At 35.5% G+C, this 20323-nt stretch carries 14 protein-coding genes, 1 other RNA gene and 2 pseudogenes; 10 read left to right on the plus strand and 7 right to left on the minus strand.

What is annotated here, in order from left to right:
• The first annotated feature begins 8 nt into the window (after positions 1–8).
• From G468_RS0100855 to G468_RS0100865, 3 genes are all read left to right on the plus strand, one after another.
• Positions 9–296: an HU family DNA-binding protein gene (locus G468_RS0100855; RefSeq protein WP_026821479.1), complete on the plus strand. Its 288-nt coding sequence runs from the start codon at positions 9–11 to the stop codon at positions 294–296.
• A gap of 160 nt (positions 297–456) precedes the next feature.
• Positions 457–2328 carry a peptidylprolyl isomerase gene (gene ppiD / locus G468_RS0100860; RefSeq protein ID WP_026821480.1) on the plus strand — a complete coding sequence of 624 codons (1872 nt, stop codon included), beginning with the start codon at positions 457–459 and terminating at the stop codon, positions 2326–2328.
• A gap of 263 nt (positions 2329–2591) precedes the next feature.
• Positions 2592–2960: a ComEA family DNA-binding protein gene (locus tag G468_RS0100865; protein ID WP_051296898.1), complete on the plus strand. Its 369-nt coding sequence runs from the start codon at positions 2592–2594 to the stop codon at positions 2958–2960.
• Positions 2961–3159: 199 nt separating this feature from the next.
• Here the strand turns inward: G468_RS0100865 and queC are convergent, their stop codons facing one another.
• Positions 3160–3858, minus strand: coding sequence for a 7-cyano-7-deazaguanine synthase QueC (queC, locus tag G468_RS0100870; RefSeq protein WP_026821482.1), 699 nt, complete (start codon positions 3856–3858; stop codon positions 3160–3162).
• A 492-nt stretch (positions 3859–4350) separates the two neighbouring features.
• On the opposite strand from queC, the pseudogene G468_RS19360 reads away from it, so the two are divergent.
• From G468_RS19360 to ffs, 3 genes and pseudogenes are all read left to right on the plus strand, one after another.
• A pseudogene (locus G468_RS19360) lies at positions 4351–6097 on the plus strand (SmdA family multidrug ABC transporter permease/ATP-binding protein).
• A pseudogene (locus G468_RS19365) lies at positions 6090–7870 on the plus strand (SmdB family multidrug efflux ABC transporter permease/ATP-binding protein). The pseudogenes G468_RS19360 and G468_RS19365 overlap by 8 nt, the downstream one beginning before the upstream one ends.
• 160 nt (positions 7871–8030) lie before the next feature.
• Positions 8031–8127: signal recognition particle sRNA small type (gene ffs, locus G468_RS22755), an RNA gene on the plus strand.
• 540 nt (positions 8128–8667) lie between these two features.
• Here the strand turns inward: ffs and G468_RS0100885 are convergent.
• The 4 genes from G468_RS0100885 to G468_RS0100900 form a co-directional block, all read right to left on the minus strand.
• Positions 8668–8871, minus strand: coding sequence for an HHA domain-containing protein (locus tag G468_RS0100885; RefSeq protein ID WP_026821483.1), 204 nt, complete (start codon positions 8869–8871; stop codon positions 8668–8670).
• A 56-nt stretch (positions 8872–8927) separates the two neighbouring features.
• Positions 8928–9296 (minus strand): Hha toxicity modulator TomB, encoded by a 369-nt coding sequence (gene tomB / locus G468_RS0100890; RefSeq protein ID WP_026821484.1) that lies wholly within the window; start codon positions 9294–9296, stop codon positions 8928–8930.
• A 520-nt stretch (positions 9297–9816) separates the two neighbouring features.
• Positions 9817–12936, minus strand: coding sequence for an efflux RND transporter permease subunit (locus G468_RS0100895; RefSeq protein WP_026821485.1), 3120 nt, complete (start codon positions 12934–12936; stop codon positions 9817–9819).
• 42 nt (positions 12937–12978) lie between these two features.
• Positions 12979–14142 carry an efflux RND transporter periplasmic adaptor subunit gene (locus tag G468_RS0100900; RefSeq protein ID WP_026821486.1) on the minus strand — a complete coding sequence of 388 codons (1164 nt, stop codon included), beginning with the start codon at positions 14140–14142 and terminating at the stop codon, positions 12979–12981.
• Positions 14143–14278: 136 nt separating this feature from the next.
• Here G468_RS0100900 and acrR point away from each other — a divergent pair, with 136 nt between their 5' ends.
• From acrR to mscK, 3 genes are all read left to right on the plus strand, one after another.
• Positions 14279–14914, plus strand: a complete 636-nt coding sequence (gene acrR / locus G468_RS0100905) for a multidrug efflux transporter transcriptional repressor AcrR (protein ID WP_026821487.1) — start codon at positions 14279–14281, stop codon at positions 14912–14914.
• Between the two features lie 31 nt (positions 14915–14945).
• On the plus strand, positions 14946–15308 hold the full coding sequence (locus G468_RS0100910) for a DsrE/DsrF/TusD sulfur relay family protein (protein WP_034249140.1): 363 nt from the start codon (positions 14946–14948) through the stop codon (positions 15306–15308).
• An 89-nt stretch (positions 15309–15397) separates the two neighbouring features.
• Complete coding sequence (gene mscK / locus G468_RS0100915) at positions 15398–18814, plus strand: mechanosensitive channel MscK (RefSeq protein ID WP_026821489.1); 3417 nt, start codon at positions 15398–15400, stop codon at positions 18812–18814.
• A 33-nt stretch (positions 18815–18847) separates the two neighbouring features.
• Here the strand turns inward: mscK and rsmS are convergent, their stop codons facing one another.
• On the minus strand, positions 18848–19021 hold the full coding sequence (gene rsmS / locus G468_RS22760; protein WP_071846834.1) for a pleiotropic regulatory protein RsmS: 174 nt from the start codon (positions 19019–19021) through the stop codon (positions 18848–18850).
• A gap of 22 nt (positions 19022–19043) precedes the next feature.
• Positions 19044–19592 carry a primosomal replication protein PriC gene (gene priC / locus G468_RS0100925; RefSeq protein WP_026821490.1) on the minus strand — a complete coding sequence of 183 codons (549 nt, stop codon included), beginning with the start codon at positions 19590–19592 and terminating at the stop codon, positions 19044–19046.
• 133 nt (positions 19593–19725) lie between these two features.
• On the opposite strand from priC, the gene apt reads away from it, so the two are divergent.
• Entirely contained in the window at positions 19726–20289 is a 564-nt protein-coding gene (gene apt, locus G468_RS0100930) for an adenine phosphoribosyltransferase (RefSeq protein WP_406929613.1), read from the plus strand.
• Positions 20290–20323: the final 34 nt, after the last annotated feature.

A 20323-nucleotide genomic window follows, 5' to 3' on the forward strand; every position in this document is an offset into this window, starting at 1 on the left:
TGATAAGCGTGAAAAAGAAAGAACTAGTAGAGAAAATTGCAAAAGAGTCGAAGGCTGCTAAATCAGTCGCTGAGAGCGTGTTGAATGCATTTCTTAAAACTGTATCTCAAACTCTTAAAAAAGGTGATAAAGTTCAGTTAATAGGCTTTGGCACTTTTGAAGTTAAACAACGTGCAGCACGTAATGGCCGTAATCCTAAGACAGGTAAGGTAATTAAGATAGCTGCAGCAAAGGTACCGTCGTTTAAAGCCGGCCAAGGATTAAAAGATACTGTTAACGGCCACAAGAAAAAATAAGGATTGCGGCATACTGTTAACGGATAAACTAAAACAGAATCAATTGTTTTAGTAAGTTAGAATCGGGCGCATCATAAACATGATGCGCTTTTTTCTTTTAAGCTAAAATAGCGTATTATGCATCTATTTACTTTGATTAAAAACGGAGAGTATCCTCTTTATGATGGACAACCTACGCACGGCGGCAAATAGTCTTGTGCTAAAAATAGTATTTGTGATTATTATCTTATCCTTTGTGCTTACTGGCGTTGGTAGTTACCTGATTGGCGGTTCAAGTAATCACGTGGCGAAAGTGAATGGTACAGCAATTAGTCAAGTTCAACTACAGCAAGCTTTTCAGCAAGAAAAGCAAGTATTACAAGAACGATTGGGTGATCAATTTGCTGAAATTGCGAGTAGTGAACAAGGGATGCAAATGTTGCGTCGTCAAGCTTTGGAACGTTTAATTGGCGTGACATTGCTTAATCAATATTCAAACCAATTGGGTTTAACGGCGAGTGATAATCAAGTTAAGCAGGATATCTACAATATGCCGATATTTCAAACAGACGGGCATTTTGATAGTGAAAAATATCGAACGATTTTATCCCAACATAATGTTAATGCTGATGATCTTGCCCAAGAAATACGGCAAAACTTGATTAACCGTCAACTTAGCAAAATGTACATAACGGATGAATTTGTCTTACCTGAAGAAGTTAAGTCCTATGCTCAGTTACTTTTACAGCAACGTGAAGTAAAAACAGCAACTTTATCGCTTGCTAACTATCAATCTAAACAAACGGTTACAGATAAAGAGTTACAAGATTACTATAATGCGCATCAGAACAGTTTTATTTCACCCGAACAGGTACAGGTTAGTTATATTAAGTTAGATGCCGCTTCTCAACGTGAAAATGTGGCGGTCAAAGATGAAGAGCTGAAAAACTATTATGAGCAAAATATAGCTAACTTTACTCAGCCAGCGCAAAAACATTACAGCATGATCCAATTGCCAACAGAAAAAGAAGCCGATTCCGTTGTGAAATCGTTAGCCGGTGGTGCGGATTTTAAGCAATTAGTTGCCGAAAAATCGACAGATAAATTTAGCGCAGCAAATCATGGTGCTCTTGGTTGGATGGAGGCGACTTCAACGCCAAGTGAAATTATTGCTGCTAATCTAACTAAAAAAGGGCAGATTTCAGCTGTAATAAAATCGGCTAGCAATTATATTATATTTCGCCTTGATGATATTAAACCTGAAGTAGTAAAACCTTTTCAGTCTGTGAAAACAGAGATTGCCAATACACTAAAAAATGAAAAAGCGATTAATGCATTTTATTCACTCCAACAAACTGCAAGTCGTGCGGCAATGGATGATAACGAATCATTAACAGCTGCTGAAAAGGCTACGGGTATTAAAGCGGTAACAACAGGTTGGTTTAGTCGTAATAATCTTCCCGAAGAAATAAGATTTGATAAGGTGGCTGATACTATTTTTAACGGTAACTTAGTAGATAAAAATGGGCCAACAGGTATTAATTCAGATGTTATTAATGTCGATGGTGATCGTGCGTTTGTTATTCGAGTTGAAAAATATAAACCACAGGTAACACAGCCATTTGATGAGGTGAAAAAAACAGTAGCTGAATTAGTGAAGCTTAATAAGGCCACAAAAGAAATGGAAGCAGAGGGCAATAAATTGCTTACTGCATTAAAACAGGGGGCAGGTGAAGCTGCTTTAGCCAAACTAGGTATTAATTTTGGTGATGCTAAGATTATTGAGCGTTTTGAGCAAAATGACGTATTGGTTGAACCCATTTTTCAAATGCCTATTCCCAAAGAAAACACACCGACTTATTTCAGCACCAAAGATGCTAAAAATAATTTAGTTATTATTCAATTAATTAAAGTTACTCAAGGTCAACCGACAGATGAAGAATTAAAGGTTTTTTCGCAACGTTATAAAATGATACTTGGCAATGTTATGATGGAATCATTGATGTTAAATTTACGTGATAGTGCTAAAGTCGATTTAGGACGAATGGAGTAATTTGCGATCGTCTTTCACATAATTGAATACGATTACATAAATTAGAGGCTGTGCTTGCGCAGCCTTTTACTATTTTATCATTCTATTGTCGTAATGTTTTTTTATTCTTGTATCTTATCCATTGCTTAGAAAATCTGTTTTTTCATAGAGAAATTATCCCAGAATTGCTTAGCAAACGACCATAAAGCGTATACACCAGGGAAATATAATGCCTATTTGGGTAAATAAATATTGATTTTTACTAATGAATAAGGAGGTTAAAGATGCTGCTAATGATAAAAAAGAAAATAAAGTTTACAACTAGGATCTTGATTTTTGCGATAGGATTTTGTCATACCGCACTTGCCCAATCTGATCAGCTAAAAGTCGCTAATGATCAACCGCAAACTACAACGAAATTAGTTATCAATAAAATGGACAATCGACAGTTGATGGATGATAAAGTTAACATCAATACTGCATCTGAGGAGGAGTTGGCGGAGAAATTAAATGGGGTCGGATTAAAAAAAGCGCAGTTAATCGTGCTACATCGCAAGAAATTTGGCGGATTTAAATCAATCGAGCATCTTCAGGATGTGCCAGGTATTGGTTTGGGTTTTATTGAAAAAAATCGTGAGAAATTAACCTATTAAAATGTGATAGGAACTGAGAGATAGCTATTAGTCTCAGTTCCTTATTCCTTACACCAATATACGCTGTAGGTATTAAATACACTTAAGCTAAAAATAATAAATATAAATTATTATATCTTGCATTGATTAATAGAGTGCTATTTATTCTAAGTTAAATTAGGTTATTGTTTGCGTATCGTTAAATAGTATCAATTTAAAATTATTTAAGGTGCATTTTTTGCTTTAAAGAGGACATAATTGCTTGTCTATGATTAAGATAATATTTTAATCCCTCTGCACGCAGATGGCAGGCTGCACATTTTTGACAGCCATCACCTATAATACCATTGTAACAAGTAAGGGTTTTATTTTGTATAAATTCAAAGGAGTGGTAATAATCGGCTAGTGCCCAAGTCTCGGCTTTATTTAGCCACATAAGTGGGGTTTCAAAGCGAATTGCTTTAGCTATACCTAGGCAAATAGCTTGATTGAGCGCTTTAACAAATTCATCTCTACAATCAGGATAACCAGAAAAGTCTGTTTCACAAACACCGGTTATAACTACTTCAGCTTGAACTTGGTAAGCATAAATAGCAGCAAGTGTGAGAAATAGAATGTTACGTCCTGGAACGAAAGTGTTGGGTAATTCACTTTCACTGCTTTTTTCATAGGAAGGTATTGGAATGTTATCGCGAGTTAGACTACTAATAGCAAGTTCATTTAATAGTCCGACATCCAGTATTTTATGTGCTTTGATGTTAAAATGCTGGCATATCTTTTGAGCAACAACAATTTCAGTACTATGACGTTGAGCGTAATTGAAAGTAATACAATGAACTTCGTCATATTGTTTTATTGCTTGTATAAGACAAGTGGTGGAATCTTGTCCGCCACTAAATACAATAACTGCTCGTTTCAACATGCCAATACTATCCATCAATGAAGTTTAAGTAACAAATTTTGCTATTCCATATGATACGTTATGTTACCGAGTTTAATCTAGTTTAGATAGCCTTAATTGGGAAGATATATTCATTGTGTTATATTATTTTGTTTAAATTATTAAATATGGGGTTATTTTATTCTAACTATTTATTAATAATACTATATTAATTCTATGTAATCATTAGATAAAAAATGCCATTATTTATTGGATATATCGTAATGTTTCCTTGATTATAAAGCGGGTAAAATTAATTTGTTAAAAATATTTTAGATAAATATTATGATGTTAGGTGGATTTCGATAGTTTTATAAATATTTTGTCAACAAGATAGCTAATTGAATTGATCTTTTTTATTTTTGATTGAGAAAATAAAATATACAACAATTTTGTCTGTATCTCATTAATTTATTGAACTGTAACTTATTATATTTTTTGATGTAATTTTCAATATCAGGATAAAAAAATGTGAGATTATTTTCTCAATTACGTTGGTATTTCTTAACTGAGTGGCGCCGGTATTTTGGTGCAATCATTTTATTAATTTTTATTGCGGGATTACAGCTCATCCCACCACGCCTCGTTGGCTTTATTATTGATGGCATTTAAGCAAACCATGGGTATCAAACAACTTTTGGGTTGGATAAGTGTAATGGTATTTATTGCATTCATTATTTATGGATTGCGTTATATCTGGCGGTTATGGTTATTTGGTGCTTCTTACAAATTAGCCGTACAGTTAAGACAGAAATTTTATCAACAATTTAGTCGCCAAACTCCTGAGTTTTATTTACGTCATAGAGTGGGCGATCTTATTGCACGTACAACAAATGATGTTGATCGAGTTGTTTTTGCGGCGGGAGAAGGTGTCCTGACACTAGTCGATTCTTTGGTAATGGGGTGTGCGGTATTAATTATCATGAGTATAGAGATCAGTTGGCAACTGACCCTGCTATCATTGCTACCAATGCCAATTATGGCAATCATTATTAAGCGATATGGTGAGCAACTACATAAACGCTTTAAATCTGCCCAAGGTGCATTCTCTTCTCTCAATAATCATGCTCAGGAAAGTTTAACTAGTATCCGTATGATTAAAGCGTTTGGTCTTGAAGATTACCAATCCTATCAGTTTGAGATTGCGGCATTAGAGGCTGGACGTAAAAATATGCATGTTGCTAAAGTTGATGCCAAATTTGACCCTACTATCTATATTGCGATAGGCGCTGCAAATTTTTTGGCGGTAACGGGTGGAAGCTGGTTGGTTTGGCATAATAAAATGACACTAGGTGACTTGACTAGTTTTGTTATGTATTTAGGGCTTATGATATGGCCAATGTTAGCGCTTGCATGGATGTTTAATATTGTTGAGCGTGGAAGCGCTGCTTATAGCAGAATCTGTGTTTTATTTGAAGAACCCCTATCAATTATTGATGGAAAACAGTGTTTGCAGCCAAGATCTGGTCAATTGAGCGTAAACATTCGCCAATTTTATTATCCAGGTGCTGGAATATCTTCTTTGCATAATATTGTATTCAATATACAGCCAGGGCAATTAGTTGGAATTTGCGGTCCAACCGGGGCCGGAAAATCAACACTATTATCATTATTGCAACGTCATTTTGATGTTATTGATGGTGAGATTTTGTTCCAATCTCTTGCTCTGACTGATATTCAACAGGGGGACTGGCATGCCAGACTGGCTGTTGTGAACCAAATACCATTTTTATTTTCTGATACCATTGCAGGTAATATTGCTTTAGGTAAACCAACTGCCAGTCAAACAGAAATAGAGGAAGCGGCAAAGCTAGCTGATGTACATGAAGATATTATGCGTTTACCTAATGGATACAGTACACAAGTTGGTGAGCGTGGCATTATGTTATCTGGTGGACAAAAACAGCGTATTTCTATTGCAAGAGCACTATTATTAGATACTGAAATTTTGATATTAGACGATGCTTTATCTGCTGTAGATGGACAGACTGAAAATAGAATTTTAAAAAATTTACGTCAGTGGCGAGGACGCCATACTATTATCATTAGTGCCCACCGATTATCTGCGTTAGTGGATTCAGATCAACTCCTTGTATTGCAGCAAGGTACTATCTTATGTCAAGGTACCCATCAGCAATTAATTGCAAAACCTGGTTGGTATCGAGATATGTATTGCTATCAGCAAATTGAAGCTTCATTGGAAAATGAACATGAATAAGCCTCGTCTTTTATGGCCATCCTTAAAACGCTTATTAATTTATGGAAATTCATTTCGTAAACCGATAATTATTGCCGTTTTGATATCCTGGGTAGCCGCTGGTGCAGAAATTTGTGGGCCCCTACTAGTGAGTTACTTTATTGATAATATGTTAGCAAAAGCCCATATACCGTTGGAAAGCACGGTTATGTTAATAATAGTTTTTTTGCATCACAAATTATTGCTGCTATCTTACACTATTATCAAACAATTTTATTTAATCAAGTCGCTATCGGTGTTGTTCAAACATTACGTACAGATGTCATGAGTGCTGCTATCAGGCAGCCATTGAGTATTTTTGATAATCAACCAGTAGGACAGCTTATTTCTCGAGTGACAAATGATACTGAAGTGGTTAAGGATCTGTTTGTAACTGTTATTCCGACTATATTTCGTAGCTTAGCGCTAATTATTACCATGTTAATAGCGATGTTTTTTTTAGAGTGGCGAATGGCAATTGTTGCTAGCTTAATTTTCCCTGTCGTATTTTTGGTCATGGTAATTTACCAACGTTTAAGTACACCGATTGTTCGTCGAGTGCGGACTTACCTAGCTGATATCAACGATGGCTTTAATGAAATTATTAGCGGTATGACTGTTATCCAACAATTTAGGCAACAAGCTCGATTTGGTGAGAAAATGTTGGCAGTAAACCGCCAGCATTATATCGCCCGGATGCAGGCATTAAAGTTAGATAGTATTCTATTGCGCCCATTATTAAATTTATTTTCGGCATTAACACTCTGTGGATTAATTTTATTATTTGGATTTAAGGGAATAAATGTTATTAGTGTTGGGGTATTGTATGCGTTTATTAATTATCTTGGACGTTTAAATGAGCCATTAATTAAATTAACTTCACAGCAATCTGTATTACAACAAGCTGTAGTTGCAGGCGAAAGAATTTTTGAATTGATAGATAGCCCACGACAATGTTATGGCCATGATCAATTACCATTATTGTCGGGTCGAGTAGATATGAAAAAGCTTTCTTTTGCTTATCGTGATGATAAATATGTATTGTACGAGATTGATCTGCAGATGGAAGATAATGAATTTGTTGCATTAGTTGGGCATACAGGTAGTGGGAAAAGCACGATTACTAACTTATTAATGGGATACTATCAGTGGCAAGAAGGACAAATATTACTTGATGGACGTCCACTATCATCTCTTTCCCACCAAGTGTTGCGTAATTGTATTACTATAGTGCAACAAGAGCCGGTTATTTTAGCAACGACTGTTTTTGATAATATCGCTTTGGGAAGAGAAATTTCAGAACAGAAAGTTTGGCAAATTTTAACAATTGTTCAGCTCGCTGATTGGGTACATAAATTACCGAATGGCTTAAATACTCTACTAGGCGAGCAAGGCAATATGCTATCTGCAGGGCAGAAGCAGCTACTGGCGTTAGCGCGGGCTTTAGTACAAACGCCGAAAATTTTAATATTGGATGAGGCAACGGCAAATGTCGATTCGGGAACTGAGAGAGCTATCCAAGCCGCTTTACAGTTAATTCGTCGACAGACAACTTTAATCGTTATCGCCCATCGACTTTCTACTGTTATCGACGCGGATAAAATTTTTGTCTTACATCGTGGTAAAATCGTTGAGCAAGGCAAACATAATGAATTGTTGCGACATTCAGGGCTTTATGCTCAGATGTACCAATTGCAACAGATAGGTAATTTATTACATACTGGTAGCTTAGATCATCTCGATATGGTTTATTAATTTTTTTGCTATTATTTTTATATATTTAAGTCACTTAAATGTTTAACATTATTTATTTGAATAAGAAAACAGCACTTGATTTCTGTTTTCTTGCTATTTGAATTTGAATAACGCATAATGCACGCCTCTATTGTTCAGATAGAGCCATTCAATGGGGTCCTGTTGGTTCTCCCGCAATGCTAACTTGTTAACTTGGTCAGGTCTGGAAAGAAGCAGCCATAGCAAGGGATGTATGTGCCGGGATGTCGCTGACAGGACTCCGCCAGTTTAGCACTTCTAAGATATTTATGCTTTTTCCAAATAAAACTAATTTAGTTAACAAAAATTGTTTTTATGTTGATGGTTATTAAATTAATTTAACATGTTTAGTTTTTTATATAGAAAAAAATTCGATTAATTAGATGAATTTTCATTTTAATCTAAATGCCAGTTTTGGTTTAGTTTTTAAAGAAAAATAAGATTATGTAAAATTATAAATTTCAATTAACGATGCAATTAAATTATTAATTAAAAAATAAATAGCATTATAAGGATTGTTTTGCTGAATAGTTATTGGTTAAGTATGGTGCTCATTAATAAAAAAGAGTAAAAGTTGAGAGAGGATAATTATAAGGTTATTTTTCATTAAGCGAAAATATAAATAGGGTTCATTGTTTAATCTAATAATGTAAGCAACACCACGATATAACTATCCGTGCTATGAATGAATATTTTAAGTTATATAGTTACTAATAAAAGCCGATAAAGGCTATCGGCTAAAATTATAACCATATCCTATCTGATAAAGGAAAGACTTATTAGCGAACATACTTCCAAACTGACGAAGGAATTTTGTCATAAAGTTTATTCATTGTGAGTTCTGCTAACCTATGGTCGGCAGCAGAATAAAATAACTCAAGTTCGTCTTCAGATAATTCATATTTGTTTTTTTCGATTACGCGCTCCAATGTTTCGATAGTCGTACATTTTCTTAAGCGCATCAGATAGTCAATTTTAGTCATAATTTCCTTTCTTTAAATTATAGATGTATAAAATATGAATGTTATTGGCTGTTGCGTCAAGTGTTACTTAATGAATACTTTATATCATTTGTTAATATTTCAGACAAATGCTCATTCATTTTTTGCCAATCAGAAATATCTGTTAGGCTCATTACAGGTTTACCAAATAGGTTATAAGTTTCATCCAAATATTCGTCAATAAAAATAAAAAGATTTACGTTATTCGGATATTTTAATTTAAATTGACCAATAAAATCTGTGATATGATCAATTAATACATTAAATTTAACGTTTTGGTCGGAACCAAGATCATTCTTCCAATGGGTTTTTGTCCTATGCAAAGTTAACATCGCATCACGATGTAGAGCATCACATAAATACTTTAGCACTAAGATGTCATAACTCCTTGGTGAGTACTCATCCATAATCACCTCCATTCAAACCACAGATTACGGGTTATTACTCATTTTTATTGCATAATACCGCTAAAGATGAAGAATTTACCATTGAATTAATATATTGTTTTATTTTTTATAAAATCAAAAACACTATTAATTATGATTGTTGCCAAAATTATAAATGGTTGTCGGTAAACAATCAGAAGAATGTAGATAATTTATAAAAATTATACTTGTGTGAGTATAGCAAAAGTAATGCAAACAACCTACTGGATATTAATATAGCACTATTATCGCATAAGTCACTATCTCTGTATAAAGTTTTTTGTTATATGATGTTAATCAAAGAACTAATCTAGTGTAAAATATCAAATATATACAAAAAGTTACAGTATAACTGTGTTATTTCATTATTATTTATTTTTTTAATAAAAAATAAGTTTTAGTCATATATTTAGATTTATTTTTCATTTATTAAAAAATATTTTTACATAAAAGGCCAGATATTCTGGCCTTTTAATGGAAATATTACTAATAACTCGCTAAGTTAATATTTATTTGTGAAACGTCTACGTATGACGACAAAAAATACTGGAACAAAATAGATTGCTAATGTAGTTGCTGCAATCATTCCGCCAAGCACGCCTGTACCAACAGAGTTTTGCGCACCTGAACCGGCACCGTTACTAATAACCAGAGGTAAAACACCAAGCATGAATGCTAATGATGTCATTAAAATAGGTCGTAACCGCATTTTGACAGCATCTAGCGTTGCTTCAATCAACCCTTTTCCTTCTTTTTCCATTAGATCTTTCGCAAACTCAACAATTAATATGGCGTTTTTGGCAGATAGGCCAATGGTTGTTAATAAGCCTACCTTAAAGTAAACATCATTTTCTAATCCACGAATTGAAGTGAAGAGTAATGCTCCAATAACCCCTAAGGGTACAACTAACATAACAGAAAAAGGAATTGACCAACTTTCATATAAAGCGGCTAAACAGAGAAAAACGACAATAAGAGAAATTACATATAAAGCAGGTGCTTGATTACCAGAAAGACGTTCTTGATAAGACATACCAGTCCATTCATAACCAATACCTTCAGGTAATTTTTCAGTAAGTTGCTCCATTAATAGCATGGCATCACCGGTACTTTTCCCTGGAGTCGCAGAACCTTGGATTTCCATTGCAGGTAAACCATTATAGCGTTCTAAACGTGGTGAACCATATAGCCATGGATCTTTACTATGATCAATCAACGCCGAGAAAGGTACCATTTTTCCTTGATTATTGCGGACATAAAGTTTTTCAATATCAGCGGGCAACATTCGGAATGGGGCATTGGCTTGTACGTAAACTTTTTTAACACGTTCACGATCAATAAAGTCATTTACATAGATTCCACCAAACATAGTACTTAAGGTTGCATTAATATCATTGATAGATACACCTAAAGCCTCAGCTTTTTGTTGATCAAGATAAAAACGATACTGAGAGGTATCATCTTGCCCATTAGGACGAACATTTTGCAATATATCAGGATGTTGAGCGATAAGTCCAAGTAGTTGATTACGAGCTGCCATTAATTTCTCATGGCCTAAATTACCTTGATCAACAAGTTCATAATCAAAACCACTGGCTGTACCTAGCTCGGGTATGGCCGGAATATTGAAAGAGAAAATGATAGCTTCTTGTATTTTTGAAAAGGCAAGATTGGCACGATTAATAATTTGAGAAACGTGACTTTTATCGCTATGGCGTTCTTTCCAATCTTGTAGAACAACGAAAGCAAGACCCATGTTTTGTCCTTGTCCAGCGAAGCCAAAGCCACTTACGGTAAAGACAGATTTAACATTTTCTTTTTCTTTGGTTCGATAATATTGGTCAATATCGTTAAGCACCGCTACAGTTTGTTCTTGAGTTGAACCTGGCGGTAGCTGAACCATCGTCAAGAGTACTCCTTGATCTTCCTCAGGAAGAAACGAAGAAGGTAATTTTAGGAAGAGAAATGCCATACCGGCAACTAATATAACATAAATCACTAGGTAACGGCCGGTGCCTCTAAGCATATGGCCAATACTATTGGTATAGTGATGCGCACTTTTTTCAAACGTCCGGTTAAACCAACCGAAAAAGCCTGTCTGTTTACCATGACTACCTTTAGGGATAGGTTTTAATATTGTGGCACAAAGGGCGGGAGTTAGGATTAATGCGACCAGAACAGAAAGCACCATTGATGCGACAATTGTAACCGAGAATTGACGATAGATTGCGCCGGTAGAGCCACCAAAAAAAGCCATAGGTATAAATACTGCTGATAATACTAAGGCTATACCGACGAGCGCCCCTTGGATTTGTCCCATCGATTTTTTGGTGGCTTCTTTTGGCGATAGTCCCTCTTCTTGCATAACACGCTCAACGTTTTCTACTACCACAATCGCATCATCGACTAATAGTCCGATAGCGAGCACCATTGCGAACATGGTAAGCGTGTTAATTGAATACCCCATTGCAGACAAAATAGCAAAAGTACCAAGCAAAACAACAGGAACGGCGATCGTTGGGATCAAGGTTGCGCGGAAATTTTGCAGGAATAAGTACATAACAACGACGACTAGCATGATAGCTTCGATCAGTGTTTTCACTACTTCGTTAATTGAGATTTTTACAAACGGTGTGGTGTCATAAGGGTAAACAATCTCTAATCCATTAGGGAAAAAAAGCTCCATTTCAGCAAGCGTAGCACGTACGGCTTTGGCAGTATCTAAGGCATTAGCCCCGGTTGCCAATTTGATACCGATACCGGCTGACGCAGTACCATTATATTTGGCTTGAATGCTATAATTTTCCGCGCCTAATTCAACAACGGCAACGTCTTTTAAGCGAACCTGAGAACCATCTGGATTAACTCGTAACAGGATATTGGCAAACTGTTCGGCATTATTTAGCCGCGTTTGAGCAATGATAGAAACATTAAGTCGTTGGCCTGGGATCGGTGGTGTTCCACCTAGTTGGCCAGCAGCAACTTGGTTGTTTTGAATTTTTATGGCATTGATGACATCTTGAGTAGCCATATTGTATTTAACTAGTTTATCTGGATCTAACCAGATCCGCATAGCGTACTGGGTACCAAATAATTGTGTTTCACCGACACCTTTTACTCGGCTAATAGGATCTTTAATGTGAGAGTTAACATAATCAGCAATATCTTCTTGATTCATTGAGCCATTTTTGGAAATAAAAGCGACCACCATCAAGAAAGAACCGGTAGATTTATTAACATGAATGCCTTGCTGCTGTACCTCTTGAGGTAGTAATGGCATGGCCAATTGTAATTTATTTTGTACCTGCACTTGTGCAATATCAGGATCTGTCCCTGCTTCAAAGGTAAGCGTCAGAGACATGTTACCCATTGCATCACTAGTTGAAGACATATAAACCAGATTATCAATTCCATTCATGTTCTGTTCGATAACCTGAGTAACGGTATTTTGGACTGTAGTGGCGTCTGCTCCAGGATAGGTTGCTACAATTGAGATAGACGGTGGCGCAATAGTTGGATATTGTGCAACCGGTAATTTGATAATTGCCAATAGACCAGCAAGCATGGTAATAATGGCTATTACCCACGCGAATATTGGCCGTTCTATAAAAAACTGAGGCATTAATTATCGACTCCCTTAATTTAAGACTTATGCGTAGAAAATTTATTTTTCTGTTGTATTTGGATTTAACGATGTCTCTTTAGCTATCACTTTCATGCCTGGCTTGATTTTCTGTAACCCAATAACAATGACACGCTCTCCTGCTTTAAGTCCTTTAGTTATTAACCATTGATTACCAATTGCTTGCGCAGTAATTACCGTACGGACTTCAACTTCATTATTGGTATTAACAATCATCACTTGAGCTTCACCACGCGGCGTCCGACTTACGCCTTGCTGTGGCACTAGGATGGCATTTTTTTTCACTCCTTCTTCTAAAACGGCACGAACAAACATACCAGGAAGTAGTTTTTTTTCTGGATTGGGGAAAATAGCCCGCATCGTGATAGAGCCAGTACTTTCATCAACGGTTACATCGGAAAATTGAAGAATCCCTTTTTGTGAGTAAACTTCACCATTATTCATTTTTAGGCTAACCGGTGCTTGCTGCGATTCTTTAGATAAATTGCCGCTAGCGATTTCATTTTTTAAATTCAAATAATCGTCGCTGGATTGAGTAACATCAATATAAATAGGATCTAACTGTTGAATGGTTGTTAGCGCACTAGTTTGCCCGGTCGAGACCAGCGCGCCTTCTGTAACGTTGGATTTACCCGAACGGCCGGAAATAGGCGCAGTTACTTTGGTATATTCAAGATTGATACGCGCAGTTTCAACTGCCGCTTCAGCTGCTTTAAGAGAAGCTAATGCCTGAGCATAATTAGCGTTTGCGGTATCATACTCTTGTTTACTGATGTAATTTGTTCCCAATAAAGGTTTATAACGACTTACTGTTAAACGAGTAATTTCGGCATTAGCTTTTGCTTTTGCTAAATTGGCTTTTGCACTGTCATAATTGGCTTTATAGGTAGCAGGATCTATTTGATATAAAGAAGTTCCAGCTTCAACATCACTACCTTCTGTATAATTTCTTTTTAATATAATACCTCCTACTTGAGGTCTTACCTCGGCAATACGAAAAGCAGTAGTACGGCCAGGCAGTTCAGTTGTTACTGTCAATGGCTTTACTTCCAATGTTACGACACCAACTTCAGGTGTTGGAGGTGCAATATTACCTTGCTGGGAATTATCGCCACATGCTGTCAGGATCAAACAGCTTGAGAGTAGTAATATTACCAGAGGTAAAACCCCTCTGTTTTTTTGCATAAATAAACCTCAATATTCAAATATCAATTTCAAATCTGAAACCTAGTGAATTATTATGTGATAAGTCTCTTATGTTATTGCAAAAACATACATGAATGTATGTAAATTTACTTCAATAAGAAGAAAGTAAGTTAAAATGGCACGAAAAACTAAGCAACAAGCGAAAATAACTCGCCAAGAAATAATTGATGCAGCAATTAGAACATTTTCTAAGTATGGAGTTTCATCTACCTCTTTATCTAATATAGCCGAGGTCGCAGGTGTAACTCGTGGTGCTATTTATTGGCATTTTAAAAATAAAGTCGATCTTTTCTCTGAAGCTTGTAAATTCACTGATGAACAAATAGCTGAAACTCAGAAAAAGTATCACTTAAAATACCCTAATGATCCACTTTTTGTATTGAGAAAATTATTACATTATATTTTATTTACCTTTTTTGACGATACTAAAAACAAGGCGCTAACTGAGATTTTTTTTCATAAATGTGAATTGATAGGTGAAATGGCACAGTTTGCTGAATTGCGACGTGAAATTTATATGATTAACTATCAGAGATTAGTCGCTCTTTTAATTGCCTGTGTGGAAAAACAACAATTGCCTGCCAATATCAATGTTGAGTGCGCAGCAATTATGATACGAGCAGAAATTACCGGCCTGTTTGAAAATTGGTTATGTGTACCAGATAGTTTTAATATCAAAGAAAATGCGATTCGTTACGTGGATACGATGATTGATATGATGAAATATAGTCCATCAATAAGAAATAGTTGAAACGTTTTATTACATAATTAAGGAGGATTTGATGCAAGAAAAAAAACTATTTTTGATTATTGCCAATGGTGCCGCTTATGGTGATGAAAATCTTTTTAATGCACTACGTTTGGCGATTGCAGTTAAGGAACAGGCTGCGACAACGCAAATGAAAATTTTTTTAATGTCTGATGCAGTTGTTGCCGGTCTTATTAATCAAAAGCCAGTTGAAGGTTATAATTTAAAACAGATGTTAGAAATTTTGCTTGCGCAGCAAGTAGAAATAAAATTATGTAAGACATGTACTGATGCTCGAGGTATCACTGAATTACCGTTAATTAAAGGGATTACCATCGGCACTTTGATTGACTTAGCGGAGTGGACATTGGCATCCAATAAAGTTTTAACTTTTTAGATATAATAATATTTAAGACAAGGAAATAAATTCTAAGGAGAGATTGTTAACTGTTTTCTTATTTTTAATCTAACTCAGTGGATACTACTATGTTTTCATTTAGTCGAAGGTTGCAAAACAGAGCATATTATCAGCGGTTAGTTTCTTTATTGTCCTTGTCTTGTGGTTTATTCTTTCTTTTTAATGCAACCTTAGTTGAGAGCGCTACCTTAACCAATATAACTTCACGGCAAACTATTCAAAGCGAATTAAATGCATTAAGTAATCGTAGCAATTTAACTGCACCTGAAACCCAAGCTTTAGCTGACTATAAAAAAGCAATTCAATTTTATGATGAATTAGCGGAATTAGAAAAGCAAGCTGATCTAATGCAAAAAAGAGTTATACAAGCGCCGAAAGAAGCGCGAAATGCACTTGAGAAGTTGGCTAAAATTAAACGCGAGCAGCAACAAAGTGAGCAAACTAAAACTGAATATCAGCATTTAACATTATCACAACTGGAGAGCCAATTAAAAAATAAATTAGAAGTATTACAAAACCAGCAGGAAAATCTGGCCAATATTAATAGCAACTTAGTTGCATTACAAACCCAGCCAGAGCGAGCGATGAATATTATGTTAGAAAATGCTCGACGGCTACAAGATATTCGTTACCAACTAAATAATGACTTCTCTTCCAATGAAGATATTCGGCCTTCTTTGCAAAGATTATTGCAAATCGAACAATTTTATCTGCAGCAACAAAATAAATTTCAACAACACGCATTGGAAGCGAATACTCAATTGCAAGATGTGCTACAGAAGCAACGTGATTATACAGCAACTTATATTGAGTTAATTCAAAGTGATATACAATATGTTCAGGCTGCTATTAATAATAAACGCTTAAATTATTCTGAAGAAACGGCTAAAGAAGCTCAACGCTCAACGATAAATAGTCAGGAAGTAGAAGAATATCCGATAATTAAACATGAAAAAGCGATTAATAAAGCACTAAGTGAACGTTTGATTACAGTAACCCAAGATAGTAACCAATTAGTACAAAAGGGGATAAGGGTTAAATCTTGGTTAGAAAGAGCCATACAAGTAGAGAGTAATTTAAAAGAGCAAATTACCGTTTTACGAGGAAGTTTATTGCTTTCTCGCATACTTTTTCAAAAACAAATTAATTTGCCACCTAATGTATTAACAAAAAATCCACCAACATTAATTGCCGATTTAAGGCTAGAGCAGTTTGATATTAACCAAGAGCGTGATCAGTTATATCAATCTTCTAATTATATTAATAAATTGGCCGATACAATAAGTGATTCAATGGTAGATAAGAGCAAGGCAATGCCTCTTTCCAAGGAAGTCTGGCGGGCATTAGAGTTACTGATTGATATACGCCGCGATCTTTTAGATCAATTAAACGTACAGCTGGGTAATCAGATTTCTCAGGCGATTAATTTACAGTTAGATCAGCAACAATTACTGGGAGTCATTGATTCTTTAGAGCAGACATTAGCTCAGCAAATTTTTTGGGTAAATAGTAATAAACCGATTGATCTAACATGGTTAACTTCTTTTCCTGAAGCGGCGAAAGTAGAAATTACCTCTTTTAATTTTAAATTATCATTAATTAGCATATTCAAAGGGTTAATTAACTCTTCTGTTGTTACTATTCCCCTTTTGTTGGCTTGTCTGTTCTTTTTTTGGATGAATCGCAAGTTTAAACAACGTTTAAAAGAAATTAATGCGGAAGTTAGGGTATTCAAAAAAGATAACCAATTACATACACCGATAGCGTTAATTTTAACCCTAATGATGGCGTTTCCTGGCGCTTTTATGGCACTAGCAGTTGGTTACTGGTTTTTAAAAACAGGTAATCCCCATGGTGATTTTGTTTGGAGTTTTGCTCTGCAATTGGCCCTATTTTGGGTGTTATTTAGATGGTGTATTAATATTCTTAAACCTGATAGCATTGCAGAAAATCATTTTTTAATTGCTAAAAAAGAAACGTCCTGGCTACGTCAACATTTGATGAAATTGATGTTGCCGTTGATTGTTTTGATTTATTGGTCAAGTTATGGCGTCATGTATCCTTTGCGGTTGGCGGATGATGTCATCGGACAATTAATTGTATTAATATCCCTGTTTTTAGTTTTTCTATTTACTTTGCCGTTTTGCCGTCGGATCTGGCAACAAAAAGGTGGGCATTTAACTCGTACTATTATTATTACTATACTGGCTTTTTCTCCACTGGTGTTAATTGGTTTAATGATGGTCGGTTATTATTACACGACTCTTCGACTCTCCAGTCGCTGGATTGATAGCCTCTACTTATTACTCCTTTGGTATATTATTTACCATAGTTGTATTCGTGGATTATCTATTGCAGCGCGCAAGCTTGCTTATAAAAGGGCATTAGAGCGTCGTCATAATATGACGCGAGAAGAGCAAGAAAATGAACCCATTACCGAACCACCAATGTCAATTGAATTGATTAGTCAACAATCTCTACGTTTAACCAGTATGGTACTGTTTCTGATCTTTATCGTTGCTTTTTATTGGATTTGGTCAGATTTCATTACTATCTTCTCATTCTTAGATGGTATTCAACTTTGGCACACTAATGTACAAAATGAGGTTGGCCACACTTTACAAGCGGTTACCTTGGCTGATTTGATTTTAGCGATGATTATTTTTATTGTCGCTTTAGTATTGACGCGAAATCTACCCGGTTTGTTAGAGGTTTTAGTACTGTCTCGGTTAAAGCTTCGGCAGGGATCAAGCTATGCTATCACGACGATGCTAACCTACATCATTATCGGTATTGGTACCATTATCGTATTAGCAATGTTAGGTGTTACCTGGAATAAGTTACAGTGGCTAGCGGCAGCATTAACATTTGGTTTAGGTTTTGGCCTACAAGAAATTTTTGCCAACTTTGTCTCGGGTATTATTATTCTGTTTGAAAGGCCGGTCAGAATTGGTGATACCGTTACGATTGGTAATTTTTCAGGCACAGTAAGTAAAATTCGTATTCGAGCAACTACCATAACGGATTTTGATCGTAAAGAAGTCATTATTCCCAATAAAGCATTTGTGACGGAACGTTTAATAAATTGGTCGTTATCAGATACTATAACCCGTATTATTATCAAGCTAGGTGTTGCTTATGGTTCTGATCTTGATAAAGTCAAAGCGATTTTGTTACAGGCAGCGCAAAGTAACAATAAGATCATGTCGGATCCTGCTCCATTAGTATTTTTTACTGATTTTGGTGACAGTACCCTTAATCATGAATTACGTTTTTATGTTCGACAGATAGCGGATAGAAGTACAACATTGGACGAAGTTAATCGAATGATTGATCGCCTATGTCGAGAACAAAATATCGATATTGCTTTTAATCAGTTAGAAGTTCACCTTCGTAATAACAAAGGTGATTCAGTGCAAGAAGTTGAACGTACTCTTGGCGCTGGAAAGAGAGAAAAGCACCATGATAAAAACAATCGAGACTAATAATGCTGCAGAATAATAATTGGATTATTTATATCAACGTTTTTTAGTTGCATTGGTAAGTGATGTGATGGCTTTTTTATTCTCATAATCTTTTTTCACAATATCGAGTGCTTTGAGTGCAGTAGTGGGTTCGATTTGATTAATTTCCAGAAGATAAATTAAATCAATGGCAACTTGGATTTCTAATGGTGCATTCTCTAAATTCATTAAATATTACCTATATTATTTTTTATTCGATACTTTGATTTTCATCGCGCTCAATTGCCCTTTCTATGCGTGAAAGAGCCTGACGGCATCTCACTAACCTCCCTGTTAATGCAGCTATTTCTTGTTGCAGTTTCTGGCAAGCAACGTATGACTGTTGTTTAACTAATTGTTGTTCTCTATCATTTATCATTGCTATTAGGCGACGTTCATAATCTTGATGTTGAACTAAACGCTCATAGCGATCGACGGTTTTTTCTTTTTGGCTATGTTGATTTTCTTGTTCTCTTAATGTTTGGGTTGCAGATTCTCGCGTTATTGCACCAATTTGGGCAATAATTTTTTCTGTCAAGAAAGTAACCTGTTCTAAACGTGAAGTGATAACCGCATTTTTTAATTGACAAAAATGTTGCTTAATTTCAAATAAACAATCGCTTAATTGATGGCTTTTTCGATAAAATAATTTTTGATCAAAACGTGATGTTATAAAAGCAGAGTGTGCAATAGGCTTTATTTGTTCTGATAATGCTTCAATTTGCTCTTCAAGCGCGTTCAGTAACTTTTGTGTTTTCATATAGTAAGCCATAATAATAAAAAAATATGTGATTGTGATTTGACTTATTACAGTAAAAATGCGCATATTGGTAAGTAAGTTATTGCATTTTTATAGTACTTTTCATAGATTGTAGAGTTTGATTATTTTATCTATGATGATAATTATGATGGTTAATGAAAAAAAAATACAATTTATAAAAGACAGTATTGAAACAATTCCTGATTATCCGATACCCGGTGTATTGTTTCGTGATATTACAACGCTATTGGATAATCCTGCCGCTTATCAGGCCACTATTGATCTACTTGTTGAACATTATAAAAATAAAGGTATCACTAAAATTGTTGGTACTGAAGCAAGAGGCTTCTTGTTTGGGGCGCCGGTTGCTTTGCGTTTAGGCGTAGGATTTGTGCCAGTCCGTAAAGAGGGAAAACTACCGCGAGCCACTTTACGGCAAAATTATGAGCTAGAATATGGTAGCGATACCCTAGAGATCCATAAAGAAAGTATTTCAGCTAAAGACAATGTATTAGTTGTTGATGATTTACTCGCTACAGGTGGTACGATTGAGGCAACAGTACGCTTGATCCGGCAGCTTGGAGGTAAAGTGAATGAAGCGGCATTTATTATCTGTTTGCCTGATTTAGGCGGTATCGAACGTTTAAAAAAACAAGGGGTCAATTGTTTTAATTTGGTTGAATTCCCAGGACATTAATGAGCAAAATTTTCTAGCGAAATGGGCTGACTAG

Source organism: Arsenophonus nasoniae DSM 15247, assembly GCF_000429565.1.
GTDB classification, from domain to species: Bacteria; Pseudomonadota; Gammaproteobacteria; order Enterobacterales; family Enterobacteriaceae; genus Arsenophonus; species Arsenophonus nasoniae.